Below are 22367 nucleotides of genomic sequence, written 5' to 3'. Positions count from 1 at the left end.
GGTTTCTCGCCTCTCGGGTGGTCATTCGAACTCAGTTTCGCGCGGAAGGTGAGCGCGACCCCACCTCCGTCAGCCTCCGGCCGACACCTCCTCCCACAAGGGGAGGAGGACGCCGGATAGATCGACCTAGGCGACCTCGGCCTGCGCCCCACCGCCGGGCTGAACCTCGTCAGGAACCGCCGCGCGGGTCAGCGTGGCGAACAGCTCCGCGGCCTGGATCGGCTTGGCCACGTGGCCGTCCATGCCGGCCGTGGCGTATTGGTCGACGTGGTGCGACATGGCGTTGGCGGTGAGCGCCACGATCGGGGTGCGCGGCCGGCCGGTCGCGGCCTCGCCGGCGCGGATCTTCGCCGTGGCGGTCAGGCCGTCCATCACCGGCATCTGGATGTCCATCAGGATCACGTCCCAGTCGCCGGTCTCCCAGGCCTGGACGGCGAGCTGGCCGTTCTCCACCACCGTGGGCTCGACGCCCATCTGGTGCAGCAGGGTCTTCAGGACCAGCTGGTTCACCGCATTGTCCTCGGCGGCCAGGACGCGCAGCGCGATGGCCGGCTGTTCGCTGACCGTCTCGGCCACGGTGACCACGGTTTTCTCCTCGCCCAGCCATTGCAGCGGCGCGCGCAGGGTGAAGATCGAGCCCAGGCCAAGCTCGCTGGTCACCGCGACCTCGCCGTCCATCAGGTGGGCGAGCTCGCGGCAGATGGCCAGGCCGAGGCCCGTGCCGCCGAACCGCCGGGTGGTCGATGAGTCCAGCTGGTCGAACTTGGCGAACAGCTTGCAGAGGCTTTCCGGGGCGATTCCAACGCCGGTGTCGCGCACCGACAACTGCAGCATGTCGCGCTCGCGCAGGGCGGTGACGCGGATCTCGCCCTGCTCGGTGAACTTCAACGCGTTGGAGATCAGGTTGTAGAGGATCTGGCGCAGCCGCGTGGGATCGCCGAGATAGCGGCCGCGCGCCTGTTCGATGTCCAGCGCGAAGGAGAGCCCCTTCTTGTTGGCGAGCGCGGTGAAGGCCGAATAGGCGCCGCGCGCCAGCTCGCCCAGTTCGAACTCCAATTGCTCCAATTCCAGCTTGCCGGCCTCGATCTTCGAGAGGTCCAGCACGTCGTTGAGGATCGCCAGCAGGGCTTCGCCGGAGCGGTGGATCACGCTCAGGCGGTCGCGCTGGCGGTCGGACAGTTCGTCGCCCGCCATGGCCTGGGCCATGCCCAGCACGCCATTCAGCGGCGTGCGGATCTCGTGGCTCATGGTGGCCAGGAAGGTCGATTTGGCCGCGTTGGCGGACTCGGCGGCCAGTTCCCCTTGTTGCGCCCGCTGACGGGCTTGGCGGAGCGCCGAGCGCGAGCGGTCGAGCAGGCGGCGCGAGAGGAAGAAGAAGTTGACCAGGCTGACCAGGACCGCCGCGCCGGTGACCATGGCGCTGGCCTTCCAGCCGGACATCCGGATCAGGTCGATGGCGACATAGGCGAAGACCGCCACATAGGGCGCCAGCAGGAGCCGGAACCGGCCGAGATCGGAATAGTACTGCAGCAGCACATAGGTCGCGCTGACGAAACCGGCGGTGATGGCGAAGGCGCGGCCGATCTCGTCGCCCGTGGCCCAGATCACCGCCAGCATGACGCCCTGCAGGATCGTCGAGAGGGTGTTGTTGACGCTGACCGCCAGGTTCAGCCGGGCGCGGGCGGCCGGCGCCTTGCACCTTTCGAACGACGTGACCAGACGCAGGCCCAGGAAGAGGCCGCCCCAGATCACCGCCAGCCAGGCCAGCGTCCAGACCGGGCCGATCGACTGGGCCGCCACGGCGGAGACCGCCAGGGAGGCGACCATCCGCGGCCAGACGTTACGGGCCGACGCGCCATAGAGGCGCATACCCTGCGACAGGCGCTGGTGGAGTGCGGTGTCCCCCGGCGTCGCGCTGCTGGCGTGTTCGCTCAACAGCTCCTCCCCATTTATCGTTGGGGAACATGTTCGCAGACCCGAGTTAACCGTACGTCAAACCCATAAGAACCGCATCAAGATTGGATTGCGGATCAAGATTGGGGCGCGCCCACGCTCACGGCGGTCTGGCGCAGGGCGGCCAGATCGGGCGCGGAGCCGGCGAAGGCCTTGCTCGCGTCGCGGTAGGCCTGGGCCGCGGCGGCGGGCTGGCCCAGCACCATCCGCGCGCGGATCAGCCGCTCCCAGCCCTCCAGGTCGTGGGGATTGGCCTTCAGGGCGGCGGCCTGTTTCTCGACCATGCCGGCGATCATCGCCTGGCGGTCGCCGGCGCTCATCTGGCCGGCGGCGGCCATCTGGTCGGGCGTAGGCCCCGGCGCGGCGCTGGGCGGAGCTTCGGCCGCGGGCGCCTGGGCCGTCTCAGGTCCGGCCGGCGGCAGCCGGCCGGTGAGGTCGATGTGGCGGTCCTGGGCGACCTTTTCGACGAAGCTGCGCACCTGCGGCGCCCAGGGCGCGCCGGGCGGGGCGCTCTTCAGGAGCGCGATCCAGTCGTCCATGGCGCCCCGCTGATCGCCCTTCTGGTCCTTGGCCATGGCCAGGTAGTAGCGGGCCGGCGGATCGTCGGGATCGAGGGCGACCGCCTTGCGGAACATCGTCTCGGCCTCGGGCGGGATCTGGCCGCCGGCCGCCAGCACCGTGGCCTCGCCCTCGGCGGACAGATAGCCGGCGTTGTGCGGATCGAGGGCGGCGGCGCGGCCATAGGCCCGCGCGCCGTCGGCGTTGCGGCCCACCTGCATGTACGACCAGCCCAGCATCCGCCAGCCGTCCGCGTCGTTGGGCGCGGCCTTCATCCGCGCCTCGAGCTGACCGATCATCGCCGTGGCGTCGCCGCCCGGATGGCCCGGCGGCAGGTCGGCCTGCGCCTGGGCCGCGCCTTGAGCCAGGTTCGGGGACGAGGCCGTCGGCTGGCCCAGCTTCAAGTAGAGGCCGGTGGCGGCCAGGACCACCACGGCCACCAGGCCCAGCGCCAGGATCAGCAGGGTCCGCTCGCTCAACGGACGCGACGCCGGCTCGGCCTCGCGGGCCTCGGCGAGCGCCCGGCGCTTGACGTCGGCCTTCAGCGCCTCGGCCTCGGCGGGGGGCAGGACGCCGCTCTTCGCCTGGGCCTCGATCTCGCCGAGCTGGCCCTTCAGCACCTCCGCGGTCGACCCCCGGGCCCCGCGCGCGGCGCCGTAGCGGCGCACCAGTGGGATGGCGAGGCCGACGGCGGTGAGGGCCGCCATCAGGGTGAGGATCATCCAGAGCATCAGTCGAGCTTGTCTTGAGTCGCCATCAGCCGGGCGGCTTCCGCTTCCTCCGCGGCGCTGAGCGGCGCCTCGCCGGCCCGCGCCCGGGCGCGCAAGTAGATCGCCGCGCCCGCCCCGCCCGCCAGCAGAACCGCCAGCGGTCCCAGCCAAAGCGCCCAGGTGTCCGGCTGGAACGGCGGTTTCAAGAGCACGAAGTCGCCGTAGCGGGCGACCAGATAGTCCACCGCCTGCCGGTCGCTGTCCCCCGCCGCCAGGCGTTCTCGTAGGATCACGCGCAGATCATGGGCCAGCGGCGCGGTGGAATCGTCGATGGACTGGTTCTGGCAGACCAGGCAGCGCAGCTCCTGGCTGAGCGCCCGGGCGCGGGCTTCCAGCTTGGGGTCGCGCAGTTGCTCGTCCGGGGTCACCGCGAAGGCCGGCGCGGCCAGGGCCAACGCGGCGGCCGCGGCCAGGGTGAGACGCCTCACGACTCCGCCCTCAGCCTGGCCATCAGCGGCGCGAGGGTCTGGCTCCAGACCTCCGGGGTGATCTCGCCCACCTGGCGGTAGCGGACCCGGCCCTGGCGGTCGACGATGAAGGTCTCCGGCGCGCCGGAGACACCCATGTCGATGCCGGCGCGGCCCGAAGCGTCGTTGCCGGCCCGGACATAGGGGTCGCCGTTGGCCTCCAGCCAGCGGGCGCCGGCGCCGGCGTCCTCCCGCCAGTCGAGGCCGACGATCTTCACGCCCTGGCTCCGGAGCGCCATCAGCATCGGGTGCTCTTCCTTGCAGACCGCGCACCAGGACGCGAAGACGTTGACCATCACCGGCTCGCCGGTGAGTTCCGCCGAGGCCAGGCCCTGCTCGCCCGGCCGCATGGGCGCGAGGGCGAAGGTGGGCAAGGGCTTGCCGATCAGCATGGACGGCAGCACCGAAGGGTCGTGCCGCAGCCCGGCCATGAAGCCCGCGATCACGGCCAGGAACACCGCGACCGGCAGCAGGAACAGCAGCCGCCTCATTCCGCCGGCGCCGGGACGGGGTCGGCGATGCGCGCAGGCGCCCGGGCCGGCGCGCCCAGCCGCAGGCGCCGGTCGCTCAGCGACACCAGGCCGCCGAAGGCCATGACGAAGCCGCCGATCCAGATCCAGACCACCAGCGGATGGTCCCACAGCCGCACCACCACGCCCCCGTCCTGCTCGTCGCCGCTGGAGATGTATAGGTTGCCCAGCGGGCTCACATGGATCGCGGCCTCGGTGGTCTGGCTGGTGGCGTAGGCGCGGCGCTCGGCGATCAGCTCATAAGGCCCGCCCCGGCCGGCGATGGCGAACCGCGACTGGCGCGCCTGATAGTTCGGCCCGTCGGCCAGGCCGACGGAGTCCAGCGTGATCGTCCGCCCGGCGAAGGCGGTCTGCTCGCCCGGATGCATGGTCAGCACCTTGTCGCTGTGCCAGGCGGTGACGCCGGTGATTCCCAGCACCAGCAGGCCCAGGCCTGCGTGCGAGATCGATAGCCCCAGGATGCCGCGCGGCGTGGTGCGCAGGCTGCGCGCCAGGTCCGCTCGCCCCGCCCACCAGCGCCGCGCCGGGATCGCCACGCCGCCGGCCACCAGCCAGGCGGCCAGCGCCAGGCCCGCGGCGGCGATCGCACCCTTCCAGCCCACGGTGACCAGGGCGACCAGCAAGGCCGCCGCGGCCAGGCCCGCCGGGATGCGCACGCGCTTCAGGACGGCGGTCACGCGGTCGCGCTTCCAGTTCAGCATCGGCCCGAACACCACGAGCGCCAGGAGCGGGATGGCCAGCGGCGCGAAGGTCCGGGCGTAATAGGGCGGCCCGACGGAGATCTTGTCCTTGCCCAGCAGTTCGATGAACACCGGGCTGAAGGTGCCCAGGAACACCGTCGCCGCCAGCGCCGTGAGGAACAGGTTGTTGAGCGTGACGCCGCCTTCCCGCGACAGCGGCGCGAAGAGGGCGCCGGTGCGCAAGGCCGGCGCGCGCCAGGCGTAGAGGCAGAGCGCCGCGCCCGTGGTCACCGCGATGATCCCCAGGATGTAGATGCCCCGCTGCGGATCGACGGCGAAGGCGTGGACGCTGGTCAGGATGCCCGAGCGCACCAGGAAGGTGCCGATCAGGCTCAGCGAGAAGGTCAGGATGCAGAGCAGGATCGTCCAACTCACCAGCGCCCCGCGCCGCTCCAGCACCAGGGCCGAGTGCAGCAGGGCCGTGCCCAGCAGCCAAGGCATCAGCGAGGCGTTCTCCACGGGGTCCCAGAACCACCAGCCGCCCCAGCCCAGCTCATAGTAGGCCCAGAGGCTGCCCAGCGTGATGCCGGCGGTCAGCGGGATCCAGGCGGCCAGCACCCAGGGCCGGACCCAGCGCGCCCAGGCCGCGTCCACCCGCCCCTCGATCAGCGCCGCCACGGCGAAGGCGAAGGCGGTCGAGAAGCCCACATAGCCCAGGTAGAGCAGCGGCGGGTGCGACACGAGGCCTGGGTCCTGCAGCAGCGGATTGAGCTCGGTGCCCTCCAGTGGCGCGGGCGAGAGCCGCAGGAACGGGTTGGAGGTGAAGATCAGGAAGCCCAGGAAGGCCACGCCGATCAGCCCCTGCACGCCCAGCACCCGGGCCTGCAAGGTCTCGCGCAGGCTGGACCCGAACCAGGCCACGCCCGCGCCATAGATCGCCAGGATCAGCACCCAGAGCAGCATCGAGCCCTCGTGGCTGCCCCAGGTGGCGGCGATGCGGTAGGCCAGCGGCTGCTGGCTGTTGGAATGCTCGGCCACCAGGGCCACCGAGAAGTCGCAGGCCACATAGCTCGCCGCCAGGCAGACGAAGGCGAGCACCACGAAGCCCGCCTGCAGCAGGGCCGCGGCCCTGCCGAGCGCCATCAGCACGGGCTCGCCACGCTGCGCGCCCCACAGCGGGGCCGCCGCCTGGGTTATCGCCAGCAAAAAGGCGAGGATCAGGGCGAATTGCCCGACTTCCGCCGTCATCGACTTTTGTGCTCCCCTTCAGGCGTGCGGCGCTTCGGGCGCATTGTCACGGCATGGGAAATGCTACAGTGCCAAAGCTTCGCGGGGGCGTGAAGCGCCAAGCCGTGCGACGTTGTAGCCGGCGCCGCCGCCGGTGTCGTTGGGGGGCCTTGCAGGTCGAACATGTCTGAGGTGTTTCGGATCGCGATCGTGGGCTCGGGGCCGTCCGGCCTCAGCGCCGCCGCGCATGCCGCCGCCACCGGCGTGAGCCACATCCTGCTGGAGAAGACCGGCCACCTCTCCGACACCATCTTCCGCTACCAGAAGGGCAAGCACGTCATGGCGACGCCCAGCCTGCTGGTGCTGCGCTCGGACTGCGCCTTTTCCGCCGGCCGGCGCGAGGCGGTGCTGCAGCAGTGGGACGCCGACGCCAAGGCCGCAGGTGTCAACGTGCGCTACAACGCCGAGGCCAAGGCGATCACCGGCGCGAAGGGCGACTTCTCCATCGCGCTGACCAATGGCCAGGTGGTGCGTTGTGAGACCGTGGTCCTGGCGGTCGGCACTCAGGGCAATCCCAACCTCATGCGCTGCGACGGCGCCGATCTGCCGCACGTCCAGTACCAGCTCGACGATCCGGCCGAGTACATCGACGAGCACATCTTCGTCCTGGGCGGCGGCGACGCCGGCATCGAGAACGCCCTCGGCCTCGCCGCCGACCAGGCCCAGGCCAATGTGGTCACCCTGGTGAACCGCTCCGCCGACTTCGCCCGGGCCAAGGAGGCCAACGTCAAGGCGCTGATGACCGCCCGCGACACCGGCCGCATCACCGTGCTCAGCGAGACCACGCCCAGCCTGGTCGAGCCGGGCTGGATCACCGTGGAGACGCCGCAGGGCGTGGCGCGGCACAAGTGCGACCGGATCATCGCGCGCATGGGCTCCTCGCCGCCGCGCAAGTTCGTCGAAGCCGCGGGCGTAGCCTTCACCAGCGATGCGGCCAGCGCCTTCCCGGCGCTGTCGCCCACCTTCGAGACCACCACGCCCGGCGTCTATGTGATCGGCGCGCTGGCCGGCTATCCGCTGATCAAGCACTGCATGAACCAGGGCCACGACGTCGTGGAGTACATCCGCGGCGCCACCGACCTGAAACCGGCCGACGAACCGATCCTGGAGGCCAAGCTGGCCGGCCTGCCGGGCAAGATGTCGGTCTCCGAATGGCTGGAGTTCCTGCGCAGCCGCGTGGAGATCCTCTACGGCCTTTCGCCCCTGCAGATGCGCGAGTTCCTACTCGATTCCGAGGTGAAGGCCTTCCACGCCGGCGAGACGATCTTCGAGCGCAACGGGGTCGGGTCCTCCCTGTTCGGCATCGCCCAGGGCTCGGTCCTGGTGGAGGTCGATCCGAAGAACCCCGCGATCACCGTGCCGATCCCGGCGGGCTCGATCTTCGGCGAGGTGGGGCTGATCTCCGGCCGCCGCCGCGGGGCGACGGTCCGCGCCGGCGACAACTGCATCGCCATCGAAATCCCCCGCACCGCGGCCCTGAAGCTGATGGCCCAGGTGCCGCAGGCGCGCGAGACGGTGAACCGCATCACCACCGAGCGGCAGATCCTGCAGATCTTCAAATCCGGCCTGACCCCCGCCGACCTGGCCGAGGTGTTGCCGCTGGCCCAGACCGTGGAGGTCAAGGCCGGCCAGCCGATCATGACCGAGGGCGACGAGGGCGACGACCTGTTCATCATCCGCTCCGGCTCGATGATCGTGGAGAAGCAGGTGGGCGGGAAGAATGTCTTCCTCTCCTACGTGCCGGCCGGCTCCTATTCCGGGGAAATGGCGCTCCTGGACGGCGGGCGGCGGACGGCCACGGTGAAGGCGGCGATCCGTTCGCAGGTGGTGCGCCTGCCCGGCGCCCCGTTCCGGAGGCTGTTGGCCAAGAAGCCCGAGCTCCTGAAGCGGATGCGCGAGGAGGTGGCCTCCCGCCGCAAGGTCAACGCCTTCGTCGAGGAGCAGAAGGACAACTTCGGCGGCGTGGTGGACATGTACTCCTCGGTCGCCAGCTTCCTGATCGACCAGGGCATCGGCGAGGCCACCGACGTGCTCCTGATCGACGAAAGCCTCTGCGTCGGCTGCGACAACTGCGAGAAGGCCTGCGCCGACAGCCACGAGGGCCTGTCGCGGCTGAACCGCGAGGCCGGCAAGACCTACGCCCAGATCCACGTGCCGACCTCCTGCCGGCACTGCGAGCACCCCTATTGCATGACCGACTGCCCGCCCAACGCCATCCAGCGCGGGCCGGACGGCGAGGTGTTCATCTCCGACGCCTGCATCGGCTGCGGCAACTGCCAGCGCAACTGCCCCTACGATGTGATCCAGATGGACAAGCCGCCGCCGGAGAAGCCGCCGCTGTGGCGCTGGATGCTGTTCGGCATGGGCCCGGGCCCCGGCGAGCCGGACAAGGCCTGGCGCGAGAAGCAGCCGAAGTCGAAGGTCGAGAAGGGCAAGGTCGCCATCAAGTGCGACATGTGCATCGGCAAGGCCGGCGGCCCGGCCTGCGTGCGCGCCTGCCCGACCGGCGCGGCCATCCGGGTCTCGCCGGAAGAATTCCTCTCCGTGGCGCTTCTGGACCGAGGGTAAGGGCATTCGTCGTGGCGGGGGCGCACGGGCAGACACAGAGGCGCAAGACCTCGACGCACGAGAGTTTCCTGCGTCATGGCGGCTTCCTGTTCGCCCGGCTCTCGCTCGCGCTCTGCGCCGGCGCCATAGCGGTCTATGCCTACGCCGCGTTCCACGACCGCCTGCCGCAGGGCGGCGGCACGACGCTCGGCTACACCCTGGGCGCCCTGGGCGCGATCCTGATCGTCTGGCTGGCGCTCCTGGGCGTGCGCAAGCGCGCGGTGAGCGACGGCCACTATTCGCTGAAGGCCTGGGTCTCCGCCCACGTCTATCTCGGCCTGTCGCTGATCGTCATCGCCACCCTGCATACCGGCTTCAAGTTCGGCCTGAACGTCCACACCCTGGCCTATGGACTGATGCTGCTGGTGATCGCCTCCGGCGCGGTGGGCGTCTGGGCCTACGCCACCCTGCCCCGCGCGCTCAGCAACAACCGCGGCGACACCACCCGCAAGCAGATGCTGGGCGAGATCCACGACCTGGACGAACAGCTGCTCGAGGCGGCCCAACCCCTGTCGCGCCCCAACGCCGAGATCGTCCGCCTGTCGCTGGAGGGCACGGACATCGGCGGCGGGTTCTGGCGGCGGCTGTTCGGCGCCTATGGCGACTGCGCCAACGACCATGCGATCGCGCTGGTCGGGCCGGCGCTGCAGGTCGCCTCCGGCCGCGAGGCCACGGCGCTGCGCAAGGTGGACCAGCTGCTCCGCGACAAGGCCAAGGCGCTCGGCAAGGCGCGGCGCCAGATGCACATCACCGCCCTGTTGGAAGCCTGGCTCTTCGTGCACGTTCCGGCCACCTTCGCCCTGCTGGCGGCCCTGCTCGTGCACATCGTCAGCGTCTTCCTCTACTGGTGAGATGACCCAGGCGATCACCCTTCGGCTGATCACGCGCCAGGCCGGCGGCGGCGAGATCGTCCGGGTGCGGCGGATCGACTGGGGCGAGGCCCTGATCGGACGCTCGCCGGAGGCCGACATCCACCTGCCCGACCTGGCGGTGGACATGGAGCACGCCCTCCTGCAGGTGACCGGCCAGGGACGGGTGACCGTCAAGACCCTGACCGGCGAGCCCTTCCTGGTCGACGGCAAAACCACTTCCCATGTCGAGCTGGAGGTGGTGCGCGGCCACGTCATCACCTTCGGCGACTTCAACCTCCTTCTGGGCCAAGGCGGTGAGGGCGACGTCGCCGTCACCATCTTGAAGCGCGAAGAAGAGCCGCCCGCCACCTCCGCCAGCCTGTTCTCGCTGAGGGCCACGATGTTCGGCCGCCGCAAGATGGCCTGGACACTCGGGCTTGTGATCCTGACCCTCTGCCTGCTGGCGCCGCTGATCAGCCCGGCGCTGGTGGGCCACGCCCGCATCCATCCGGACCGGCAGTGGTCCAGCGGGCCGCTATCCAAGGCGCACGCCTTCCTGGAGAAGGACTGCCAGGCCTGCCACGCGCAGGCCTTCGTCTCGGTGCGCGACCAGGCCTGCCTCGCCTGCCACAACGCCGGCGGCGACGCCGCGAAAATTGACGCGCGGGTGGGCCGCGAGGGCAGCCCCTTCCTGCCGCTGCTGATCTCCGACCACGCGCCGCATGACCTGTTGCTGCGCGCCATGCCGCCGCCGCCCACCGTCCGCGGCCGTGTCGCGGGGATGTTCGAGACGGCCATGAACCACCCGAGCGACCGCTGCGCGAGCTGTCACCGCGAGCACGCCGTCCTGCCGGCCGACCCCGCCGCGCCGAAGACCGCCGACATCCTGCGCGCGGGCAAGCCCGCCCTGGTGGTGGTCAACGACTGCGCCGCCTGCCACAGCCGGCTGAAGATGCGCCTGCCCTCGACGGGCCTGGTCGACACCCCGAGCTGGGACCGTCACCCGGACTTCCGGCCCCTGGTCACGGTGGGCTTCGATGGACCGCAGCCCCGGCTGCAGCGGGTCGCGCTCTCGGCCCATCCGCAGGAGGTCAACGGCCTGACCTTCTCGCACCGCATCCACATGGACCCCACCGGCGGCGCGGCCCGCCAGGGCCAGGTGCTGGGGGCCGCGCGCGGCTATGGCGCGGCGCTCACCTGCCAGTCCTGCCACCGGCCGGACGGCGCGGGCTTCAAGCCGATCGAGATGGAGCGCGACTGCGGCGCCTGCCACTCCCTGGCCTTCGCCGAGGTCGGCGGCCAGCTGAAGACCCTGCGCCATCACGACATGCGCAACGTCGCGGGCGTGCTGCGCGGCGCCCTGCCGCCGGCTAACCCGCCGGTCGCCGATCCGGCGGTGCTGCGCCGCGCGCTCGCGCCCGGCGGACTCTGCGTCGACTGCCACACCGTGACCCCCTCCGCCGGCCCGCTGGGCAGACAGATCGCCCCGGTCCATATCCCCGAGCGCATGCTGCCCTGGGGCGACTTCAACCACGCCGTGCCGGCCCACTCGGGGGTCGGCGCCGGCGCCGCGGCCTGCGCCGACTGCCACCAGGCCCGGACCTCCGACCGCAGCCAGGACCTTCTGATCGAGGGCGTCGCCACCTGCCGCGCCTGCCACGGCAAGACCGAGCACGAGACCACCGCCTTCGCCGGCGCCCAGTGCAGCGAGTGCCACAGCTACCACCAGCCGGGCGAGTCGCCGCGCACCGGCCAGGACCGGCTGTTCACCGCGCTCGGCCTGCCGAAGGGCGCCAAGCCGCGCGGCCTGCCGACCTTCTAGAGAACGCAGCGACGGGAACTGTTCGCGGCCAACGCAAGGCCCCTTCACAAACCGCCGTAATTGGACCCAACTCGGCGGAGGGTGGGGCTTTGAGCATATGACCAAGGCATCGGATCTGTTTGTCGCCTGCCTCGAGGCCGAGGGCGTCGAGCATGTGTTCGGCGTGCCCGGCGAGGAGAACCTCGACTTCCTCGACAGCCTGTCGCGCTCGACCAAGATCGGGCTGATCCTGACGCGGCACGAGCAGGCCGCCGGCTTCATGGCCGCGACTTACGGCCGCCACACCGGCAAGGCCGGGGTCTGTATCTCCACCCTCGGCCCCGGCGCCACCAACCTGGTGACCGCGGCGGCCTACGCCCAGCTGGGCGGCATGCCGATGATGATGCTGACCGGCCAGAAGCCCATCAAGAGCTCCAAGCAGGGCCGGTTCCAGATCCTCGACGTGGTCGACATGCTGCGGCCGATCACCAAGTACACGCACCAGCTGGCCAGCGCCGACAACATCCCGAGCCGCGTGCGCGAGGCCTTCCGCCTGGCGCAGGAGGAAAAACCCGGCGCTGTGCACCTGGAACTCCCCGAGGACATCGCCCACGAGCAGACCGACTCCACGCCGATCCCGCGCAGCAACGCCCGCCGCCCGATCGCCGACGAGAAGTGCATCCGCGTGGCGGTGAAGCGGATCGAGCAGGCCCGCTCGCCCCTGCTGGTCATCGGAGCCGGCGCCAACCGCACCATGACCGGCCGGATGCTGGCCCAGTTCGTCGAGAAGACCGGCATCCCCTTCGTCACCACCCAGCTCGGCAAGGGGGTCATCGACGAGATGAGCCCGAAGTTCCTGGGCTGCGCGGCGCTGTCGGCCGGCGACTTCGTGCACCGGGCGATCGGGGCGGCGGACCTGATCATCAACGTCGGCCACGACGTGATCGAAAAACCGCCCTTCTTCATGCAGCGCGGCAGCGCCGAGGTGATCCACGTCAACTTCCGCTCGGCGGAGGTCGATCCGGTCTACTTCCCGCAGTACGAGGTGATCGGCGACATCGGCAACTCGATCTGGCAGATCAAGGAAGACATCCTGCCCCAGGCCGGCTGGGACTTCGCCCTGATGATGAAGGCCCGCGCCGCCGAGGTCGCTCACACCGCCCAGTCCGTCGGCGACGACCGCTTCCCGATCTATCCGCAGCATCTGGTGGCCCAGGTCCGCGAGGCCATGCCGGCCGACGGGGTGCTTTGCCTGGACAACGGGGTCTACAAGATCTGGTTCGCCCGCAACTACCCGGCGCGGATGGCCAACACCGTGCTCCTGGACAATGCGCTGGCCACCATGGGCGCGGGCCTGCCGTCGGCGATGGCCTCGGCCATGGTCTATCCCGACCGCAAGGTGATGGCGGTCTGCGGCGACGGCGGCTTCATGATGAACAGCCAGGAGCTGGAGACGGCGGTCCGGCTGAAGCTCAACGTCACCGTCCTGATCCTCAACGACAACTCCTACGGCATGATCCGCTGGAAGCAGGCCAACATGGGCTTCGCCGACTGGGGGCTGACCTACGGCAACCCGGATTTCGTGAAGTACGCCGAGGCCTATGGCGCCAAGGGCTACCGCTGCGAGAGCGCCGCCGACCTGCCGCGGCTCCTGCGCCTCTGCCTCGACCAGCCGGGGGTCAACCTGATCGAGGCGCCGATGGACTATTCGGACAACGACCCGATCCTCAACAAGCAGATCAAGGAGTTGAGCGCCGCGGTCTGACGGACCGCGGCCGCGCCCGCACCCATGGCCGTTCCCGCCCTCAAAGCCTCCTACCCGCTTTACCTGGCCAATGAGGCCAGGAGCCCTAACCAGGACCTCGTCGTCACCGACAAATACACCGGGCTCGAGGCCACGCGGGTCGCCCAGGCCGACGCTGCGACCATCGACGCCGGCATCGCCGCGGCGGTCGAGGCGGCCGAGCCCATGGCGAAGATGGCGGCCTATGAGCGCCAGGCGGTGCTGGCCCACTGCGTCACCCGCTTCCAGGAGCGGTTCGACGAGCTGGCCATGGCGCTCTGCATCGAGGCCGGCAAGCCGATCCGCGACTCCCGCGGCGAGGTCGGCCGCCTGATCGACACCTTCCGCATCGCGGCGGAAGAGAGCGTGCGGATGACGGGTGAGGTCCAGCCGCTGGACATCTCACCTCGCGCCAGGGGCTATCAGGGCATGTGGAAGCGGGTCCCCATCGGCCCGTGCTCGTTCGTGTCGCCCTTCAACTTCCCGCTGAACCTGGCGGCGCACAAGATCGCCCCGGCGCTCGCCGTCGGCTGCCCCTTCGTGATGAAGCCCGCCTCGCGCACCCCGCTGGGCGCGCTGATCATCGGCGAGGTGCTGGCCGAGACCGACCTGCCCAAGGGGGCCTTCTCCATCCTGCCGGCCCACCGCGAAGGCGCGGACCTGTTCACCACCGACGACCGGCTGAAGCTGCTCTCCTTCACCGGCTCGCCCGAGGTGGGCTGGGACCTGAAGGCCCGAGCCGGCAAGAAGAAGGTGGTGCTGGAGCTGGGCGGCAACGCCGCGGTGATCGTCGACGAGACCATCTCCGGCGCCGACCTCGACGACGCCGTCGAGCGGATCATCTTCGGCGCCTTCTACCAATCGGGCCAGTCCTGCATCGGCGTGCAGCGGATCATCATCCACGCCAGCCTCTACGACGACCTGCGCGACCGGCTGGTGGCCCGGACCAGGACCCTGATCGCCGGCGATCCGAAGGACGAGGCGACCTTCGTGGGCCCGATGATCGACGTAAAGGAAGCCGCGCGCCTCGACAACTGGATCCAGGCCGCCGCAGCCGGCGGCGCGCGGATCCTGTGCGGCGGTAAGCGGGAGGGCGCCATGCTCGAAGCGACCCTCGTTGAGGGCGTCGGGCGCGAGGCCAAGCTCTACGCCGAGGAGGCGTTCGGCCCCGTCGCCATCCTCTCGCGCTTCGAGGACTTCGAGACGGCGCTGGACGAGGTCAACGACTCGAAGTTCGGTCTACAGGCGGGGGTGTTCACCCGCGATCTCTTCCGGATGCTGACAGCCTGGGACCGGCTGGACGTGGGCGGGGTCGTGGTGGGGGACGTGCCCAGTTACCGGGTCGACAACATGCCCTACGGCGGGGTGAAGGACTCGGGGCTGGGCCGCGAAGGTGTGAAGTTCGCCATGGAAGACATGACCGAAATCCGCAACCTGGTCATCCGTCGGCGCTGAGGTGTCGTACTTCGTAGATGGTAAAGTGCGTTAGGCCGGGGAGAAGCCTGTGTTGACCATCGCGCAGATCACCGACCTGCACGTCACGACGGCCGCCGATCCGCTCAATCAGATGCGGAACGAACACCGCCTGCGCCTGGTCCTGCGCTCGATTCACGAGCTGAAGCCGCGGCCCGTGGCGATCATCGCCTCGGGCGATCTGGTCGACAACGGATTGCCGGACGAATACGCCGCGCTGCAGGACATCCTCTCCGTCAGTGAGATCCCCATCTACTACGCCGTCGGCAACCATGACCGCCGCGCGGCCTTCCTGGCGGCCTTCGAGGGGCCCAGGGCGCGCCGCGACGCCAACGGCTTCGTGCAGTACGCGGTGGATTTCGACGGCCTGCGCATGGTGGTCTGCGACACCCTGGCCGAGGGCCGCGACCAGTCGGGGTTCGACCAGGTTCGCGCCGACTGGCTGGCCGCGACGCTGGACGAACAGCCGGACGCCCCGACCATCGTGATCATGCACCACCCGCCGATCCTTTCCGGCGTACGCTGGATGGACCCGGAGCCGGACGCGCCCTGGATCGGCCAGCTGGCCGAGGTGCTGCGGGGCCGCGACCAGGTGCGCACCGTGCTCTGCGGCCATGTGCACCGCCCCTTCCACGGCCTCCTGGCCGGCCACCTAGTGGCCACGGCCCCGGCCAGCTCCATCCAGGTGACGCTCAACCTGTCGCCGGTGGACATGGACCGCCCCGACGGCCGCGAGATCCTGGTGGCCGAGCCGCCGGGCTATGTGCTGGTGATGGTGGACGCCGGCCATGTGACCACCCACGTCTGCGTCGCGGGGGATTTCGAGCCGGCGGTCGCCTACACGCAGCCCTTCGGTTCCGACTAGATGCCAGGCCGGCCTGGCGGCCTCTTCTCCCGGCTGCTCGCCCGGCTTTCGGCGATAAGGCGGACGCGCGACGCCCTGTCGAACCTCGGCGTCGTGGCCGGCGTCGCCCTGGCCGCGGCCGTGGTGACGCTGTCGCTGAACGGCGCCCCGCCCTTCCGCGCCGTGGAGAACTTCACCTACGACTGGCGCGTGGCCCATATCGCGCCGCCACCCCAGGACGAGTTCGTCATCATCAAGATGGACGATGCGGCGATCAAGGCCATGAGCGACGCCTCGCCCTGCCATTGCATCTCGCCGATCAACAAGGTCTGGCTGGCCGGCCTGATCGCCGAGCTGGACTCCAGGGGCGTGAAGGCGATCGCCGTCGACTACCTGCTGGACACCTGGGCGCCCGGCGGACAGGAGTTCCAGGAATTCTCCAAGCGCATCGCTGGCGTGAAGGCGCCCGTGATCGCGGTGGTGGATCCCGCCTACAAGCCGGGGGTCGATTTCCCGGTGGACCCGAAGCTGCGCTATGCCGACGCTCGGGACCTGATCAGCGACGACTATGACGACGTGATCCGCAGGTACGATCCCCTGCCCGGCAAGACCCGCGCGCTCTCCGCCGAAGTGGCCGCCGCGGTCGGCGCGACGCCGCCCACCAAGCCCTTCGCCATCCGCTACCGGCGGCCCTACCCCGGCGCCGCCGGCGAGAGCGCCGGGGCCATCGCGCCGTCCTATTCCGCGGCCGTCGTGCCGTTCCTGTCGCCGGCCCTGTTCAAGGGCAAGATCGCCTTCATCGGCGCGGTGACCCGCTCGACCCATGCCGACCCAGAAACGCTGAAGGAGGACATGGACGCCACGCCGATGCGCTTCGTGGAGGGCAATCGGGACGGCATGCCGGGCGTCGAGGTGCACGTCCATGCGCTCAGCCAGATGCTGGCCGGCGACAGCATCATCATAGCGAGCCCGCTGGTCGTCAGCCTGATCGTCCTGGCGGCCGGCTTCGGCGGGGCCTGGCTGGGCCAAGGCGCGGTGCGCTGGTGGGTGGCCATCGCGGTGGTGGCGGGCGGGCTGATTCTGACCGCCGCGGCCTCGTTCCTGGCCTTCTACGAATTCGCCTTCGTGGCCCCCATGGTCGCGCCGGTGGTCGGCTTCGCCTTCGCCTTCTTCGTGATGAGCCGCCTGACCGCCGCCGAGCTTTCCAGCCAGCGGGCCTTCTACTCCTCGACCCTGGAGCGCTATCTCGCCCCGCAGGTGATCGACCGTATCGTCGAGGGCCGCGAGGCGGTGAAGATCGGCGCGGAGGCGCGCGAGATCACCGTCATGGTCTCCGACCTTGAGGACTTTTCCACCCTGGTGGCCGGCCTGCCGCTCGACGCCTTCCAGGAGGTGATCAACGGCTACTTCGACGGCCTGATCGAGATCCTCTGGAAGCACGAGGCGATGATCGACAAGATGATCGGCGACGGCCTGATCGTCATCTTCGGCGCGCCCGTCGCCTTCCCAGACCACGCCAGCCGCGCGCTCGCCTGCGCCCGCGACATCGACGTCTTCGCCGAGGCCTACCGCAAGACCATGCTCGAGAAGCACGGCGTCTTCGGCCAGACGCGCATGGGCCTGGATTCCGGCATCGGCCTCGTGGGCAACTTCGGCGGCGAGCGGCGCTTCAACTACACGGCCTATGGCGAGGTGATGGTCGTCGCCGCGCGCCTGGAGGCGGCCAACAAGACCTTCGGCACCCGCATCCTGCTCTCCGGCGAGACCCACCGTCTGGCAGGCGGGGCCGGCGGCGAGACCCGCGCGGTCGGCGAAATCGACCTGAAGGGCATCCCGATCCCGATCGAGGCCTACACGGTGGTCTAAGGGCGGCCGGCTCGCAGCGTCCGCTTTCGGCTGTTGCGGACATTCGTCAGGGCAAACCTTCCTCAGTCGTTTTCGCTTTCCTGGACAACTCGCCCGTTGAGCGGCTGAAGCGGCCGCACGTCGTGCGGATAGAGCTTGGCGAAGGCGTCGATCTGCGCCCGCGACACCTCAACGGGGGTTTTGAGCACGTACCAAACGACGTCGGCGTTGCACGGCGGCGCTGAGATCGAGCCGGTATAGAGGTCGTAGCCAAGGCTGCTCGGAAGGAGGTCGCCCGGGTCGACCGTCAAGCCGGGCGCGTCGTGAGGCGGGCCTTTGACGGTGGGCATGTGCGCCCAGAGTTTCGCGACTGCGGCATTGCCGCGCCCCGCCTTCAGGAACACCGAGACGCCGATGATCTTCCCGTCGTCGCCCTTCAGCATGATGTGCGCGTTCATATCGAACCGCTTGCCGTCCAGTTCTTCCTCGCTCGGATGGTGGAAGTGGAACTGCGTCAGCTCGTAACGGCGCGCGCCAATCGTGAGGGTGTTGAGATTGCCTGGCTCATAGTCGACCCGCACGGCGGTGTAGCCGTTGTTGACGATCCTGACCGGACCGCTCCTGAACGCGAACTGGAGCGGAGGCAAGACAGCCTTCGTCCTATGGGTGATGTCGATGGGCGATTGCGTCGTACCCGTCTTGCAGGCGGCGTAGTCGGGATCGATGTCGCCCCAGTGCTCGGGGCCATTGGGTCCCTCTTTGTAGGACCATGGCGTACGCCACTGCGCCAGGCTCGGCGCCGCCGCGAACAGGATCGTCGCGACCAGCGCCGCTCCGACAAAAAGGGCCCGCGTGCCGCCGGTGTTTCGCATCGAGGCCCCTTCGCTTCCTGAAGGCCGCATCCTCGCAGGATTCAGCCCCGGGCGTTTCGATCGAGGCCGAACTGTCCGCCGCCGGTTTGCAGGCGCTCTAACCGTCGCCCTGAAGGTCTATTCCGCCCTATCGCGCCGCCGCCACCCAGGCGGCCAGGTCCGCGTCGTTGGTCACCCGGTAGGGCCGGTCGAAAGCGTCGAGGAAGAAGCGCTCCATCTCGCTGCGGTTGAACGGCCGCGAGCCCAGGCGGCCGAAGACGGCGATCTGGTGGCCGGTTTCGTCCACCGCCCGGTCGCGGTCGAGGCCCTTCGACAACGCCAGCGCCGGGCTGGCCGTCTTGGCCCAGGCGATCAGCTCCGGCTTCGGCGCCGGCGAGAAGCCATAGAAGTTGGGCTGGCTCTCGGGGCTGGTCAGTTGGACCACCTTCAGCCCGTTCTTGCCGTCGGCGACGTAGGCGAACAGCGAGGCGTTGGTCGCGCCCACCACCACGTCCTCGGCGTCGTTCATCCGCCCGCCGAAGTCGACCTTCTGATAGAGCTTCGGCTTCTCCGGCTGCTTCACGTCGAGGATCACCAGGCCGTCCTTCTTGGCGGCCACATAGGCGTAGGTGCGCGCCACATAGACCCGCCGGGCGTCGGCCAGGGGCACGGTGGCGCCGGCCACCAGCACCGGCTTCTCCAGCCGCGTCACGTCCACCACCTCCAGCCCGCGGGCGTCGGTGACGAACAGGTAGCGGAACTGCAGGGCCGAGGCGCGCACGTCGGGCAACGCCAGCGTCGTCACATGCCGGGGCTTCAGGGGATCGTTGAGGTCCAAAACCACCAGCCCGGCGTCGGCGGCGATGTAGGCGTAGTGGCCGCCCAGAGTGATGTGGCGCGCGCCCTTCAGGAGGCCGTTCGGGTTCCAGGTCAGGGCCCGGCGCAGGCTGTTGTTTCGCGGGTCGCCATCCGACAGGGTGTCGACGTTGACCGCGATCAGGCCTTCCTCGGCATCGGTGATGAAGGCGTAGTGGTAGATCGGGTGGAACGGCTGTTCCTGGTTCTCCCGCTGCATCTGCGGCGTGTTGCGCCCGGGCGCGATCGACTGGTTGGTCGGCAGCGCCATGCAGGTGGCGTTCTTGGACCCGATGTGGGTGTCGTCGCCCAGCGGCGAGAAGGGCGCGCTGAGGATCTTGTCCGAGACGCCCTTGTTGCCTATCGAGGCCACGTCGTAGACGCGGAAGCCGCCCCGGCCCTCGGCCACGTACATGTATTCTCCGCGCAACTGCAGGCAGCGGGCCGCCCCGCCGGTCCGGCGGGTGACGTTGACGATGTCCTCCGCCGCGTCGGTCTCGCCGCCGCGCAGGCCCTTCACGAAGGGTTTGCCGCGCCGCCAGTCGATCAGCTCGCGGTGGTTCTTCTCGACGTGCAGCTTGTAGAAGTCGGGATAGGCGTACTTGTGCAGGTAGGAGCCGAACACCGCCTGCGGCTCGCTCCACTCTGTGACGCGCACCGCCTCCAGCCCGCCCTCCAGACCGACCCAGGCGTGCATGCCGATGAAGTTGACCGTGTTGGTGCCGAGCAGCAGCAGCTGGGCCATGATCGCGTTGTTGTCGTTGGCCTCGGCCACATGGCAGTCGTCGCAGGTCTTGGTCTCGGTGGTGCGCACCGTGTGGGCGAAGTGCGGCGCGAAGGCCTGGCTGGAATAGCCGCTCGCCGAGATCGGCGGCTGCTGCACATAGATCCGCTCGCGGTTGATGTTGGTCGATGACAGGACCAGCGCCGAGGACGAGCGCACCGGCGCGATGGTGTTGCCCTTCACCGTCGAATGGCGGCCCAGCTGGAACATGTCGTCGCGCGCCACCTGCGGGTTGTAGGTGGCGTAGTTGCGGGTCTCGGCGCCCTCGTACTTGTGGCTGACCGTCTTCCAGTTGGCCTCGATCGGCAGGTGGCAGCCGCCGCAGGACGGCGTCCAGGAGGTGTGGCAGGCGTAGCATTCCATCTCGCCGTCCTTGTGGGCGAGGCGGTCGCTGGCGACGCCAGGGCCCCATTGGAAGGGCTTCCCGTCCTCGCCGATCTTGGCCATCAGCTTGGCGCGCGCGGCCTTGGCGTTGAAGTCGGGGCTGGCGCGGTCGACGCTGTCCTTCACCAGATGCACCCGCCACTCCAGGGTCGGGTCGACGATGGAGCGCTGCATCAGCACCCGCCGGCCGTCCTGTTCCACCCACTCGAAGCGCGGCCGCCCGTCGGGATTGCGCAGCAGGGTCAGGTCCGTGCCCTGCGGGCTCGCCGCCACGTTGGAGGTCCTGAGCGTCGGATAGGCCGAGATGGTGCCGTGGCAGTCGCGGCAGCCGATCTCCACGGCGTTGGCGACCTCGCCCACGATCAGGCCCGAGCCGTGGCTGTCTTGCGAGAAATGGCAGTCGGCGCACTGCATGCCCTTCTCGGCGTGGATGTCCATCATGTGGACCGCCTTGCCGGGATTGATGCCGGGGGGCACGAACTTGCCCTCGCCGGTCTTGCGCCACTTCTCCGGATCGTCGTTGGCGACGATCTTGCCCTGGGCGTCCAGCAGGTTGCCGTCGCGGTCGCGCTTGAACACTGCACGGAAGTTCCAGCCGTGGCCGTGGTAGTCGGCGAACTGGGTGTCCTTCAGCTTGGCGTTCAGGTCGAAGATGTTGCGCAGGAAGTCGAGGTCGGCCCACAGGCCGCGCGGGGCGGCGCCTTCCGGATTGCGGTCCAGCACCCGGCGCATCTCGGCGGCGGTGGGATAGCGCTGCCGCTCCGGCCACATGAAGGGCGCGTCGGCCTCGTAGTCCCACATGGTGTAGCCGAGGTAGCTGTTCAGGAACATGTTCGGCTGGTGCATGTGGCAGTTCATGCATTGCGAGGTCGGGATGGCGCGGGTGAAGGCGTGCTCGATCGGATGCCCGCTCTCGGTCTTGCTGATGGTCGGGTCCACCGTCGCCGTCTGACCGTCGCGGCCAAACTTGGCGTAGACCAGGCTGTGCCGCGGCTCGCGGTCGTTGGCGTAGACCACATGGCAGCCGGCGCAGCCCGACTGGCGGTAGTCGCCCGGCTGGTCGTTGGTGCCCATGAACCACATGAAGGGGTCGTTCAGCCGGGTCTTGTGGACGTTCAGCACCGGGATCGCCACGCGCAGGCCGGTGCCCGGGCCGCGGTTCGACTGGCGGATGTCCGGCCGGCCGGGCTCCTCCAGCTTCTGGATCTCGCCGTTCGCATCCGGCAGGCCGATCTCGGGAAAGCCCGCGCCGATGGTGCGCCCGCCGCGCTCGAACACCCGGAAGACGTCGCTGGGCGGCGTCACCTGCCAGGTGGGCACCGGATAGAGCGTCGCAAGCGCGCCCTTGGCCTTCTGGGCCGGGGTCACCGTGCCGGGCGGCGAGCCGGCCGACAGGGTCCTGGCGGGCTCGCCGTCGCGGGTATAGGCCTCGCCCAGGACGTAGGTCTTATCGGACAGGACGCCGTTGTTGTAGGTCGCGCCGCCGAAGAACATCGCGCCCGTGGCCATCAGCGACCGCTCGGCCTTCTGGATGATCTCCAGATGGCAGGCCCCGCAGCTCTCGCGGGCCACTCGGTAGTCCGAGGGGTTCACGAAGCGCACGAACTCCGGCGCCTCGCGGTTCAGGAGCGTGTAGCTCTCCTTCGGGTTGGCCGAGGACGGGAAGTTCCAGACCTTGGGATAGCGCGGCAGGACGTGGGCCTTGTCGCGCAGGGCCGCGTACTGGGGCGCGGTCTTGGCCAGGCCCGCCGGCGCGCTCACCGTGGCGTCGCCGCCGTGGCAGTCGGCGCAGCCCAGCACCACGGCCGGCGACTTGTGCATTGAAGGCGCGTCGGAGGCGGTGTGGCAGCTCTCGCAGCCGGCGCTCTTGGCGTGCGCCTGCTCCGGCGTCTCGCCCATCGGGGCCGGCGGGGCGGCGTGATAGGCGCGGGCGACCGGCTTTTCGCTGTCGCCCGCGGCGTGCGGCGACAGGGGCGCAACTAGGATCAGCACCGCCAGCGCCGCCGCCGCCTTCCCGCCGATGTTGCGCCACCGCCCCATGCCG

Annotated in this window: 14 protein-coding genes; 7 read left to right on the top strand and 7 right to left on the bottom strand. The window is 69.7% G+C overall.

Features of this window, described 5'->3' with window-relative positions; all coding sequences use genetic code 11:
• Window positions 1-126 precede the first annotated feature (126 nt).
• The 5 genes from E8A49_RS10285 to E8A49_RS10265 all read right to left on the bottom strand — a co-directional run bounded on the left by E8A49_RS10285 (window position 127) and on the right by E8A49_RS10265 (window position 6206).
• On the bottom strand, window positions 127-1935 hold the full coding sequence (locus tag E8A49_RS10285; RefSeq protein WP_293380133.1) for an ATP-binding protein: 1809 nt from the start codon (window positions 1933-1935) through the stop codon (window positions 127-129).
• A gap of 95 nt (window positions 1936-2030) precedes the next feature.
• Window positions 2031-3242, bottom strand: coding sequence for a c-type cytochrome biogenesis protein CcmI (gene ccmI, locus E8A49_RS10280; RefSeq protein WP_293380130.1), 1212 nt, complete (start codon window positions 3240-3242; stop codon window positions 2031-2033).
• Window positions 3242-3709 (bottom strand): cytochrome c-type biogenesis protein, encoded by a 468-nt coding sequence (locus tag E8A49_RS10275; protein WP_293380127.1) that lies wholly within the window; start codon window positions 3707-3709, stop codon window positions 3242-3244. Before E8A49_RS10275 ends, ccmI begins: the two co-directional genes overlap by 1 nt.
• Window positions 3706-4239, bottom strand: coding sequence for a DsbE family thiol:disulfide interchange protein (locus E8A49_RS10270; RefSeq protein WP_293380124.1), 534 nt, complete (start codon window positions 4237-4239; stop codon window positions 3706-3708). Before E8A49_RS10270 ends, E8A49_RS10275 begins: the two co-directional genes overlap by 4 nt.
• Window positions 4236-6206: a heme lyase CcmF/NrfE family subunit gene (locus tag E8A49_RS10265; RefSeq protein ID WP_293380121.1), complete on the bottom strand. Its 1971-nt coding sequence runs from the start codon at window positions 6204-6206 to the stop codon at window positions 4236-4238. Before E8A49_RS10265 ends, E8A49_RS10270 begins: the two co-directional genes overlap by 4 nt.
• A gap of 162 nt (window positions 6207-6368) precedes the next feature.
• Here E8A49_RS10265 and E8A49_RS10260 point away from each other — a divergent pair, with 162 nt between their 5' ends.
• From E8A49_RS10260 to E8A49_RS10230, 7 genes are all read left to right on the top strand, one after another.
• A complete protein-coding gene (locus E8A49_RS10260) occupies window positions 6369-8813 on the top strand; it encodes a cyclic nucleotide-binding domain-containing protein (RefSeq protein WP_293380118.1) in 2445 nt (814 codons plus the stop codon).
• 11 nt (window positions 8814-8824) lie between these two features.
• On the top strand, window positions 8825-9703 hold the full coding sequence (locus E8A49_RS10255; RefSeq protein ID WP_293380115.1) for a hypothetical protein: 879 nt from the start codon (window positions 8825-8827) through the stop codon (window positions 9701-9703).
• 1 nt (window position 9704) lies between these two features.
• A complete protein-coding gene (locus E8A49_RS10250; protein ID WP_293380112.1) occupies window positions 9705-11525 on the top strand; it encodes an FHA domain-containing protein in 1821 nt (606 codons plus the stop codon).
• Between the two features lie 97 nt (window positions 11526-11622).
• Window positions 11623-13269 (top strand): acetolactate synthase large subunit, encoded by a 1647-nt coding sequence (locus E8A49_RS10245; RefSeq protein WP_293380109.1) that lies wholly within the window; start codon window positions 11623-11625, stop codon window positions 13267-13269.
• Window positions 13270-13293: 24 nt separating this feature from the next.
• Window positions 13294-14742 carry an aldehyde dehydrogenase family protein gene (locus E8A49_RS10240; protein ID WP_293380106.1) on the top strand — a complete coding sequence of 483 codons (1449 nt, stop codon included), beginning with the start codon at window positions 13294-13296 and terminating at the stop codon, window positions 14740-14742.
• Between the two features lie 52 nt (window positions 14743-14794).
• The gene (locus E8A49_RS10235) at window positions 14795-15625 is read left to right on the top strand and encodes a metallophosphoesterase (RefSeq protein ID WP_293380103.1); all 831 of its coding nucleotides are present in this window, start codon (window positions 14795-14797) and stop codon (window positions 15623-15625) included.
• A complete protein-coding gene (locus tag E8A49_RS10230) occupies window positions 15626-17470 on the top strand; it encodes a CHASE2 domain-containing protein (protein WP_293380100.1) in 1845 nt (614 codons plus the stop codon). It abuts the gene before it with no gap.
• 62 nt (window positions 17471-17532) lie between these two features.
• On the opposite strand, the gene E8A49_RS10225 is transcribed toward E8A49_RS10230, so the two are convergent.
• Window positions 17533-18321, bottom strand: a complete 789-nt coding sequence (locus E8A49_RS10225; RefSeq protein ID WP_293380097.1) for a carbonic anhydrase — start codon at window positions 18319-18321, stop codon at window positions 17533-17535.
• 127 nt (window positions 18322-18448) lie between these two features.
• Window positions 18449-22363 (bottom strand): hypothetical protein, encoded by a 3915-nt coding sequence (locus tag E8A49_RS10220; RefSeq protein ID WP_293380094.1) that lies wholly within the window; start codon window positions 22361-22363, stop codon window positions 18449-18451.
• Window positions 22364-22367: the final 4 nt, after the last annotated feature.

The sequence above is a fragment of the Phenylobacterium sp. genome (assembly GCF_004799515.1).
Lineage (GTDB): Bacteria > Pseudomonadota > Alphaproteobacteria > Caulobacterales > Caulobacteraceae > Phenylobacterium.
This window is presented reverse-complemented; position numbering and strand designations above follow the sequence as displayed.

Bases quoted from the DNA above. Each gene is read 5' to 3' on its own strand.
- ccmI (WP_293380130.1), bottom strand. From the start codon at position 3,242: ATGCTCTGGATGATCCTCACCCTGATGGCGGCCCTCACCGCCGTCGGC.
- E8A49_RS10270 (WP_293380124.1), bottom strand. From the start codon at position 4,239: ATGAGGCGGCTGCTGTTCCTGCTGCCGGTCGCGGTGTTCCTGGCCGTG.
- E8A49_RS10265 (WP_293380121.1), bottom strand. From the start codon at position 6,206: ATGACGGCGGAAGTCGGGCAATTCGCCCTGATCCTCGCCTTTTTGCTG.
- E8A49_RS10260 (WP_293380118.1), top strand. From the start codon at position 6,369: ATGTCTGAGGTGTTTCGGATCGCGATCGTGGGCTCGGGGCCGTCCGGC.
- E8A49_RS10250 (WP_293380112.1), top strand. From the start codon at position 9,705: ATGACCCAGGCGATCACCCTTCGGCTGATCACGCGCCAGGCCGGCGGC.
- E8A49_RS10245 (WP_293380109.1), top strand. From the start codon at position 11,623: ATGACCAAGGCATCGGATCTGTTTGTCGCCTGCCTCGAGGCCGAGGGC.
- E8A49_RS10240 (WP_293380106.1), top strand. From the start codon at position 13,294: ATGGCCGTTCCCGCCCTCAAAGCCTCCTACCCGCTTTACCTGGCCAAT.
- E8A49_RS10230 (WP_293380100.1), top strand. From the start codon at position 15,626: ATGCCAGGCCGGCCTGGCGGCCTCTTCTCCCGGCTGCTCGCCCGGCTT.
- E8A49_RS10225 (WP_293380097.1), bottom strand. From the start codon at position 18,321: ATGCGAAACACCGGCGGCACGCGGGCCCTTTTTGTCGGAGCGGCGCTG.
- E8A49_RS10220 (WP_293380094.1), bottom strand. From the start codon at position 22,363: ATGGGGCGGTGGCGCAACATCGGCGGGAAGGCGGCGGCGGCGCTGGCG.